General features: G+C 72.0%; 1 protein-coding gene. It reads right to left on the bottom strand.

From position 1 onward, the window contains the following. The coding region (locus tag ABD323_RS41235; protein ID WP_344447222.1) for an urease subunit alpha at nt 1–1,316 on the bottom strand (1,316 nt) is incomplete at both ends.

Genomic DNA, 1,316 nt, shown 5'->3' with positions numbered 1-1,316 from the left:
TACAGGAAGTAGAGGCGGCTGAGCGAGACGCTCTGGGAGGGTTCGGAGCGTAGGGGTCGGCCGTTGAGGGAGACGGTGCCGGTGGTGGCGTCGACGTCGACCTGGCCGGTGCGGGCGTTGTGGATCATGTCGCGGGGGCCGATGCCGCGGGTGCCTCGCACGCCCACGCGGCGGCGGCGGGTGGGGAGTTGGTCCCCGGCGCGGTCGAGGTAGGCGCCGTCGGCGGCGGCCTGGGCGACGAAGGCGACGGAGAGGTCGGCGGCGGTGGCGCCGTGGGCGCCGAACTGGGGTCCCAGGACGAGGGGTTCGCACCGGTCGGTGGAGGCGTTGGGGTCGCCGACGACGCCGTAGGCGGGGAAGCCGGCCTTGAGGACGAGTTGGGGTTTGGCGCCGAAGTGGTCGGGGCGCCACAGGACGATGTCGGCGAGTTTGCCGACCTCGATGGAGCCGACCTCGTGGGAGAGGCCGTGGGCGATGGCGGGGTTGATGGTGAGTTTGGCGATGTAGCGCAGGACGCGTTCGTTGTCGTCGCCGCTCTCGGGGGTGCCGTAGGAGTCGGTGCCGTCCAGGGGGCCGAGTTCGCTCTTCATCTTGCCGGCCATGGCGAAGGTGCGGCGGACGGTTTCGCCGGCGCGGCCCATGCCCTGGGCGTCGGAGGAGGTGATGCCGATCATGCCGAGGTCGTGCAGGACGCCTTCGGCGCCCATGGTGCCGGCGCGGATGCGGTCGCGGGCCATGGCGGCGTCGCCGGGGAGGTCGAGTTTGAGGTCGTGGGCGGAGACGATCATGCCGGAGGCCTCGGCGAGGGCGTCGCGGCCGAACGGCAGGGTGGGGTTGGTGGAGGAGCCGATGACGTTGGCGACGCCGGCCATCTTGAGGACGTTGGGGACGTGTCCGCCGCCGCAGCCCTCGATGTGGAAGGCGTGGATGGTGCGGCCCTCCAGGACGGCGAGGGTGTCCTCCACGGAGAGGCACTCGTTGAGTCCGTCGGTGTGCAGGGCGACCTGGACGTCGTACTCCTCGGCCACGCGCAGGGCGGTGTCCAGGGCGCGGGTGTGGGCGCCCATGTCCTCGTGGACCTTGAACCCGCAGGCGCCGCCCTCGGCCAGCGCCTCGATCAGCGGGGCGGGGTCGGAGGAGGAACCGCGGCCCAGGAACCCGATGTTGACCGGCCAGGCGTCGAAGGCGTTGAACGCGTGCCGCAGCGCCCACGGCGAGTTCACCCCCACCCCCCAGACCGGGCCGAACTCCTGGCCGATGATCGTGGTGACCCCGGAGGCCAGCGAGGCCTCCATGATCCGCGGCGAGAGCAGGTG

Origin of the sequence: Kitasatospora nipponensis (genome assembly GCF_039528135.1) — a bacterium.
Lineage (GTDB): Bacteria > Actinomycetota > Actinomycetes > Streptomycetales > Streptomycetaceae > Kitasatospora > Kitasatospora nipponensis.
Note: the sequence above shows the minus strand (reverse complement) of the source record. Positions and strands in the feature narration are given on the sequence as shown.